Origin of the sequence: Helicobacter pylori (genome assembly GCF_001998165.1) — a bacterium.
Taxonomy (GTDB): domain Bacteria; phylum Campylobacterota; class Campylobacteria; order Campylobacterales; family Helicobacteraceae; genus Helicobacter; species Helicobacter pylori_DL.
This window is the reverse complement of record NZ_MTWR01000051.1, coordinates 21,325-27,890: the sequence shown is the minus strand read 5'-3', so window position 1 is coordinate 27,890 and position 6,566 is coordinate 21,325. Positions and strand designations below refer to the sequence as shown.

General features: G+C 41.2%; 12 protein-coding genes and 1 pseudogene. 10 read left to right on the top strand and 3 right to left on the bottom strand.

Features of this window, described 5'->3' with window-relative positions; all coding sequences use genetic code 11:
• From BZK24_RS06535 to BZK24_RS10045, 3 genes and pseudogenes are all read right to left on the bottom strand, one after another.
• Window positions 1-209: pseudogene (locus BZK24_RS06535) on the bottom strand (hypothetical protein); the annotation flags it as partial.
• 313 nt (window positions 210-522) lie between these two features.
• Window positions 523-1,050: an ATP-binding protein gene (locus BZK24_RS10050; protein WP_524707031.1), complete on the bottom strand. Its 528-nt coding sequence runs from the start codon at window positions 1,048-1,050 to the stop codon at window positions 523-525.
• A complete protein-coding gene (locus tag BZK24_RS10045) occupies window positions 1,043-1,498 on the bottom strand; it encodes a hypothetical protein (protein WP_524707029.1) in 456 nt (151 codons plus the stop codon). The genes BZK24_RS10050 and BZK24_RS10045 overlap by 8 nt, the downstream gene beginning before the upstream one ends.
• A gap of 323 nt (window positions 1,499-1,821) precedes the next feature.
• On the opposite strand from BZK24_RS10045, the gene rpsJ reads away from it, so the two are divergent.
• From rpsJ to rpmC, 10 genes are read left to right on the top strand one after another with little or no spacing between them, the layout of a single operon-like run.
• On the top strand, window positions 1,822-2,136 hold the full coding sequence (gene rpsJ / locus BZK24_RS06520) for a 30S ribosomal protein S10 (RefSeq protein ID WP_000411561.1): 315 nt from the start codon (window positions 1,822-1,824) through the stop codon (window positions 2,134-2,136).
• A gap of 36 nt (window positions 2,137-2,172) precedes the next feature.
• The gene (rplC, locus tag BZK24_RS06515) at window positions 2,173-2,748 is read left to right on the top strand and encodes a 50S ribosomal protein L3 (RefSeq protein WP_000395323.1); all 576 of its coding nucleotides are present in this window, start codon (window positions 2,173-2,175) and stop codon (window positions 2,746-2,748) included.
• 34 nt (window positions 2,749-2,782) lie between these two features.
• On the top strand, window positions 2,783-3,430 hold the full coding sequence (gene rplD, locus BZK24_RS06510) for a 50S ribosomal protein L4 (protein ID WP_000030132.1): 648 nt from the start codon (window positions 2,783-2,785) through the stop codon (window positions 3,428-3,430).
• A gap of 3 nt (window positions 3,431-3,433) precedes the next feature.
• Window positions 3,434-3,715, top strand: a complete 282-nt coding sequence (locus tag BZK24_RS06505; protein WP_000763613.1) for a 50S ribosomal protein L23 — start codon at window positions 3,434-3,436, stop codon at window positions 3,713-3,715.
• A gap of 15 nt (window positions 3,716-3,730) precedes the next feature.
• Entirely contained in the window at window positions 3,731-4,561 is an 831-nt protein-coding gene (gene rplB / locus BZK24_RS06500) for a 50S ribosomal protein L2 (protein WP_077656926.1), read from the top strand.
• A gap of 11 nt (window positions 4,562-4,572) precedes the next feature.
• Entirely contained in the window at window positions 4,573-4,854 is a 282-nt protein-coding gene (gene rpsS, locus BZK24_RS06495) for a 30S ribosomal protein S19 (RefSeq protein WP_000091385.1), read from the top strand.
• 9 nt (window positions 4,855-4,863) lie between these two features.
• On the top strand, window positions 4,864-5,232 hold the full coding sequence (rplV, locus tag BZK24_RS06490; RefSeq protein ID WP_000030379.1) for a 50S ribosomal protein L22: 369 nt from the start codon (window positions 4,864-4,866) through the stop codon (window positions 5,230-5,232).
• A 3-nt stretch (window positions 5,233-5,235) separates the two neighbouring features.
• A complete protein-coding gene (gene rpsC / locus BZK24_RS06485; protein ID WP_000529972.1) occupies window positions 5,236-5,940 on the top strand; it encodes a 30S ribosomal protein S3 in 705 nt (234 codons plus the stop codon).
• A gap of 2 nt (window positions 5,941-5,942) precedes the next feature.
• Entirely contained in the window at window positions 5,943-6,368 is a 426-nt protein-coding gene (gene rplP, locus BZK24_RS06480) for a 50S ribosomal protein L16 (RefSeq protein WP_000928961.1), read from the top strand.
• On the top strand, window positions 6,355-6,555 hold the full coding sequence (gene rpmC / locus BZK24_RS06475; protein ID WP_000877885.1) for a 50S ribosomal protein L29: 201 nt from the start codon (window positions 6,355-6,357) through the stop codon (window positions 6,553-6,555). The genes rplP and rpmC overlap by 14 nt, the downstream gene beginning before the upstream one ends.
• The last annotated feature ends 11 nt before the right edge of the window (window positions 6,556-6,566 follow it).

The following is a 6,566-nucleotide window of genomic DNA, read 5'->3' as shown; positions in this document are numbered from 1 at the left end:
TGTTTTAAGGAACAGTAAAAATCGTTCCTTTTACCGGAAATAGAAGCCGATCCGACATATTGATTGGGCGGGTTCTTTTTGTTAAAAAGATTGACTTTAAGCCAACTAGGATAGTCTGCGATGTCTTGAAAGCTCTTAGCATGCGCTGTTTGAGCGAAAAGGCCTAGGGATAACAAGGCGCAAAAACTTAATTTCTTCAATGCGTTCATTATAGCTTCCTTTCTATAAAAAAAATATCCTACGCTTTTAGGGTAGGTGGGTATTTCTCAAAAAGGAGAAATACTAGGATAGCTTATAGCGAGTTAGCTTAAGAAAAAATAAAAAATATGCAATAATCATTTAAAAATGTTAGTAATAATATTAAATACATAAATACATAAATACATAAATACATAAATACATAAATACATAAATACATAAATACATAAATACATAAATACATAAATACATAAATACATAAATACATAAATACATAAATACATAAATACATAAATACATAAATACATAAATACATAATAACTATTATACCAAAATAGATTGAATATCCAAAGAAAAATCAATGAAATTAAGGTGTTTGTAGGGGGGATTGGTTGCTGAAATAGGGGCGTTGATAGAAACGACTGCAATGTTTAAAAACCCATGTTTGTGGCACCATAGAAGCTGTTTTTCTAAAAAATGGGGCGTGGGGAAAGCGTGGGCGATGAGGACGAGCTTGTTGGTGGAATTTTTGTGCAAGATAAAAATCCCGTTATCATGGGAGTAAAGCTCGTAGTTTGGGAATTGCTTGTAAAGCTCTAAAAAAACCATGTTTTCAAAAACGCTTAAAAGCGAGGGGCTAGGAGTCAGGCTATAAGGCAAGGCAAAATCGCACAAATACAATTTGGTTTTATGGCTTTCAAAATCAGGGACTAAAAAAAGGATGCGTTGTTTTTCTAGCGCGTGTAAAAATTTATAAAGGGTGTCTTTAGAAATTTTCAGCTCTTTTTTGAGTTGCGTATAAAGATAAAAAGCGCTCACAAACTTAGATTGATGTGCGCAGATTTTAGCCATTAAGGGGGCGTAAGTTTGAAAGATTAATTTGATATTTTCTTGTTTTTTTTAGGATTTTTTCTTGTTCGTTTTCTGTAAAAATCGAATCTAAAGCGTTGCCGTCTCTTAAAAAGCGGTTAAACAGAGTGTTTTTAGGAGTGTTGGGTTTGAAAAAGCGAGTGTATTCTTTAAAACTCAACCCTAACGCATAGCATAAGCTAAAATGGGGTGCTGTTATGGGGCTTAAACAATTAGGGATAAGAATGATTTTGGGAAGCTTAGGCAGGCTGAAATCCAAGCGCTCTATATTGTCTAAAATGAGCAAGTCCATTTTCTTTTCTAAATGCCATTTTAAAAGCCACGAGCTTAAAATATTTTGGTTCAAACGCATGTCGTTGTAATTGAGATACATAGGGTTTTTAAAATCCTTCGCTAGTTTGAGGGCGAAAGTGGTTTTACCGGATTTCATCGGCCCTAAAAGACAGATTTTATCGCTTGAAGGTGGGCTTAAAAGCGGGTTGTTTAACGCCGGCTCTTTAGGGGTTTCAAAAGGCCCAAAAGGGTGCAAGCAAGAAAGGGGCATGAACTTCCTTTCAAATGGGATTGAATTGAGATAATCGTAGCGCATTTTTTTATATTTCCTTATAAAAAGGAAGTAAAAATCTCTAAAAAGCCCTAAAAATAGCAAAAGTTATTGACTAAATGGCGCATTTTGAGTAGTATTTCAGTTTTTATTTTATTGTTTTATTCTGTTTTGAGTAACGAATGAAACGAGTTCTTTTAGGAGAGTTTATGGAAAAAATCAGGTTGAAGCTCAAAGCTTATGACCATAGAGTGTTGGATCGCTCTGTTGTGGCTATCGTGGAGGCCGTAAAGCGTTCAGGTTCTGAAATTAGAGGGCCTATCCCTTTACCGACTAAGAATAAGCGTTACACCGTTTTACGCTCCCCGCATGTCAATAAGGATTCAAGAGAGCAGTTTGAGATTAGGGTTTATAGCCGATTGATTGATATTATTTCGGCCACCCCAGAAACCGTGGATAGCTTGATGAAGTTGGATTTAGCTCCTGAAGTGGATGTAGAAGTAACCTCTATGGAAACGAAGTAGTCCTAACGCATTGAGATCATAAAATAAGGGTTAGATATGGAATTTTTAGTTCAAAAGATAGGCATGAGCCGCACGATTGACGCTAACAGCACGCCTGTAACCTTGCTTAAAGTCTTGCAAGCGAAGGTGTGCCAGCTAGAAAACGGGAAAGCTTTAGTGGCCTATGCGATGCATAAAAAACACAATAAGGCGATTGAAGGCCAGCAAAAGAAATACCAGCTCAGCAAAGAGTTTAACCATTTCGCCACCTTAAAAGCTTCCCAGCAACAAGAGTTGGGCGATTTGGATTTGAGCGCTTTAGAAACGCTTAAAAGGGTTAAAGCGAGCTTTAAAACGAAGGGGAGAGGCTTTGCGGGGGTGATGAAGCGTTGGAATTTCCAAGGCGGGCCTGCAGCGCATGGGAGCCGATTCCACCGCCGCCCTGGTTCTATTGGTAACCGAGAATGGCCAGGAAGAGTGCAAAAGGGTAGGAAAATGGCAGGGCATTATGGCAATGAGCTAGTTACTTGCCAAAACGAGGTACTCTCTTTTGATAAAGAAAGTATGGTGTTAGTGCTAAAGGGTTCAGTGGCCGGCTTTTCTGGGGCTTATGGACGCATTAGAGCGGTATAAAACCATACACTGAATATAATATAAAGGGTTTGATATGAGTAAGGCCATCGTTTTAGACAGCCATTTGAAAGAAAAGGGTAGCGTGGAGTTACCTAAAAGATATGAGGGCATCAACAGCCATAACCTCTATCTTTACGTGAAACATTATTTATCTTCTGCGCGCGCTAATACCGCTAAAAGTAAAAACCGCGCTGAAGTGAGCGGGGGCGGTAGGAAGCCTTGGGCGCAAAAAGGGGGCGGGAGAGCCAGAGCAGGGAGCATCACTTCGCCTGTGTTTGTGGGTGGGGGTGTCTCTCATGGGGCTACGAATAAGCGCAATTACAACCTTAAAATCAACAAAAAACAAAAACGCTTGGCTTTAGAATACGCTTTAGAAGAAAAAGCGCAAGCGAACAAGCTGTTTGTGGTGGAAAAAATCGCTATAAAGGGCGTGGTTGAAGACAATAAAAGGAAGCATTTGACTAAAGAAGCCAACCAAATGTTCCAGGCTTTAGAGCAACGAGACACTTTGTTTGTGTGTTTAAACATGGACGAATACACCGAGTTAGCCTTTAGTAACCTTAAAAAATGCCTCATTATTGATGTGAGCGAGTTAAACGCTTATCTTTTAGCGGCGTTTAGCTCTGTCGTGATGGAAGAAGCGGCGTTTCAGCATGCGGTGCAAGATAAGACAGAGGAGTAAAAAATGGCAGACATCATGGATATAAAGTCAATTCTTTACACTGAAAAGTCATTAGGATTGCAAGAAAAAGGTGTTTTAGTGGTCCAAACGGCTCAAAATGTAACCAAAAACCAGCTCAAAGAAGTGTTTAAAACTTACTTTGGCTTTGAGCCTTTGAAAATCAATTCTTTGAAACAAGAAGGTAAGGTGAAACGCTTTAGAGGGAAGCTTGGACAAAGAAAGTCGTTTAAGAAATTTTATGTGAAAGTTCCAGAGGGCGCTAGCATTGCCGCCCTTGGCGCGTAGAAAGGAGAAAGCGTTATGGCGATTAAAACTTATAAGCCCTACACCCCAAGCAGACGCTTCATGTCGGTGTTGGACTCTAAAGACATTACCGCAAAAAGCAGTGTCAAAGGCTTACTCACTAAGCTTAAAGCGACAGCAGGGAGGAACAATAACGGGCGAATCACTAGCCGCCACAAAGAGAGAGGGGCTAAAAAACTCTATCGCATTATTGATTTCAAGCGCAACAAATACAATATTGAAGGGAAAGTGGCTGCGATTGAGTATGATCCTTACAGAAACGCGCGCATCGCTCTTGTAGTCTATCCTGATGGGGACAAACGCTATATTTTACAGCCAAGCGGTTTGAAAGTGGGCGATAGCGTTATCGCTGCTGAAGGCGGTTTGGATATTAAAGTGGGCTTTGCGATGAAGTTAAAAAATATCCCCATAGGAACGGTGGTGCATAATATTGAAATGCATCCGGGGGCTGGCGGGCAATTAGCCAGAAGCGCAGGGATGAGCGCTCAAATCATGGGTAGAGAAAATAAATACACCATTATTAGGATGCCAAGCTCTGAAATGCGCTACATTCTAAGCGAATGCATGGCAAGCATTGGCGTGGTAGGGAACGAAGATTTTATCAATGTCTCTATCGGTAAGGCAGGGCGTAACCGCCACAGAGGGATCCGCCCACAAACTCGTGGGAGCGCGATGAACCCCGTGGATCACCCGCATGGTGGGGGTGAGGGTAAAACAGGGACAAGCGGTCATCCTGTATCGCCTTGGGGCACTCCAGCTAAGGGCTATAAAACTAGAAAGAAAAAAGCTAGCGACAAGCTCATCATTTCCAGAAAGAAATATAAATAAAGGGTTAAAGAATGTCTAGGTCAATTAAAAAGGGTCCTTTTATAGACGACCACTTGATGAAAAAAACGCTCAAGGCAAAAGAGGGCAAGGATAACCGCCCGATTAAAACATGGTCTAGAAGAAGCACCATTTTGCCTGAAATGATTGGTTTTACTTATAATGTGCATAATGGCAGGGTTTTTGTCCCTGTGTATATCACAGAAAACCATGTGGGTTATAAGTTAGGGGAATTCGCTCCTACAAGAACTTTTAAAGGGCACAAAGGCAGTGTCCAAAAAAAGATTGGCAAGTAAGGGGGTAGAATGAGCAAAGCGTTATTAAGATTTGTGCGTTTATCTCCTACTAAAGCCAGATTGATTGCAAGACAGATTCAAGGCATGAACGCTGAATTAGCGATCGCTAGTTTAGAATTTACGCCCAATAAAGCGGCTAGAGTGCTTTCAAAAGTGGTAGCTTCTGCGGTCGCTAACGGCTCATTGGACGCTAAGAGCACTTTAATTGTTTCTTGCAGAGTGGATGCAGGCCCTGTGCTTAGGCGCTCCATTCCAAGGGCTAAAGGCAGAGCCACAGCCATTAGAAAGCCAACATCTCATGTATTCGTAGAAGTAGCAGAAGGGAAAGAAATGAAATCTTCTAAAAGCCATAAAAAAAATCAAGCAGAAGGTAAGTAGGGCATGGGACAAAAAGTTAATCCGGTAGGTTTGAGATTAGGTATTAATAGGAATTGGACTTCCAGATGGTTCCCTAGCGCTCGCACCGCTCCAAGCAATATTGATGAAGACAATAAGATTAGGAAATTCCTTAAAAAAGAGCTTTATTACGCTGGCGTGAGCGAGATTGTGATTGAAAGAGCGGCTAAAAAACTGCGCGTTACGGTCGTAGCGGCTCGCCCAGGGCTTATCATTGGTAAAAAAGGCGTGGATATTGAAAAAGTCAAAGAAGGCCTAAAAACGCTCATCAAAAAAGAAGTCTCCATTAATATTAAAGAAGTCAAACGCCCCCAAGCTGACGCCCAATTAGCCGCAGAAAATGTAGCCACCCAGTTAGAAAAAAGGGTCGCTTTCCGCCGCGCGATGAAAAAAGTCATGCAAGCGGCGTTAAAATCCGGCGCTAAAGGGATCAAGGTGCGCGTTTCTGGCCGTTTAGCAGGGGCTGAAATCGCTCGCACCGAATGGTATATGGAAGGGCGCGTGCCTTTACACACCTTAAGGGCTAAGATTGATTATGGCTTTGCTGAAGCGATGACGGTATATGGTATTATTGGCGTGAAAGTGTGGATTTTCAAAGGGGAAGTTTTGCAAAAAGGCATCCAATTTGAGAAAAAAGAAGAGGCTAAAGAAGAAAGAGAGCCTAGAAGAAGCAGAAGAGGGAGGCAATAATCATGTTAATGCCAAAAAGAACAAAATACAGAAAGCAAATGAAAGGGCGCAATCGTGGGAAAGCCCATCGTGGTAACTCCATTGCGTTTGGGGACATTGCGATTAAAGCCATAGAGCATGGGAGGATCGATTCACGCCAGATTGAATCCGCAAGGGTGGCCATGACAAGGCACATTAAAAGAGCGGGTAAGGTGTGGATTAGAGTGTTTCCCGATAAGCCTTTGACCGCTAAACCTTTAGAAACGAGGATGGGTAAAGGTAAAGGCTCTGTGGAAAAATGGGTGATGAACATCAAGCCGGGCAGGATCGTTTATGAAATGCTAGGCATTGAAGAAGGACTAGCGAGAGAAGCTTTAGCGTTAGCTCAGAGCAAACTTCCTTTTAAAACCAAAATTGTAACTTGTGAGAGCGAAAATGAAATATACTGAATTGAAAGATAAAAGTATCAAGGAATTAGAAGAGTTGTTGCATGCTAAAAAAGCGGAGCTTTTTGAGTTACGCGTTAAGTTAAAGGCTATGCAATTGAGTAATCCTAACGAGATTAAGAAAGCCAGAAGAAATATCGCTCGCATTAACACGGCCATTAATGCATATTATTCTTCTAGCGTTGAGTAAAAAAAGGGTAA

Coding starts and splice junctions, on each gene's coding strand:
- BZK24_RS10050 (WP_524707031.1), bottom strand. CDS start 1,050: ATGGCTAAAATCTGCGCACATCAATCTAAGTTTGTGAGCGCTTTTTAT.
- BZK24_RS10045 (WP_524707029.1), bottom strand. CDS start 1,498: ATGAAATCCGGTAAAACCACTTTCGCCCTCAAACTAGCGAAGGATTTT.
- rpsJ (WP_000411561.1), top strand. CDS start 1,822: ATGGAAAAAATCAGGTTGAAGCTCAAAGCTTATGACCATAGAGTGTTG.
- rplC (WP_000395323.1), top strand. CDS start 2,173: ATGGAATTTTTAGTTCAAAAGATAGGCATGAGCCGCACGATTGACGCT.
- rplD (WP_000030132.1), top strand. CDS start 2,783: ATGAGTAAGGCCATCGTTTTAGACAGCCATTTGAAAGAAAAGGGTAGC.
- BZK24_RS06505 (WP_000763613.1), top strand. CDS start 3,434: ATGGCAGACATCATGGATATAAAGTCAATTCTTTACACTGAAAAGTCA.
- rplB (WP_077656926.1), top strand. CDS start 3,731: ATGGCGATTAAAACTTATAAGCCCTACACCCCAAGCAGACGCTTCATG.
- rpsS (WP_000091385.1), top strand. CDS start 4,573: ATGTCTAGGTCAATTAAAAAGGGTCCTTTTATAGACGACCACTTGATG.
- rplV (WP_000030379.1), top strand. CDS start 4,864: ATGAGCAAAGCGTTATTAAGATTTGTGCGTTTATCTCCTACTAAAGCC.
- rpsC (WP_000529972.1), top strand. CDS start 5,236: ATGGGACAAAAAGTTAATCCGGTAGGTTTGAGATTAGGTATTAATAGG.
- rplP (WP_000928961.1), top strand. CDS start 5,943: ATGTTAATGCCAAAAAGAACAAAATACAGAAAGCAAATGAAAGGGCGC.
- rpmC (WP_000877885.1), top strand. CDS start 6,355: ATGAAATATACTGAATTGAAAGATAAAAGTATCAAGGAATTAGAAGAG.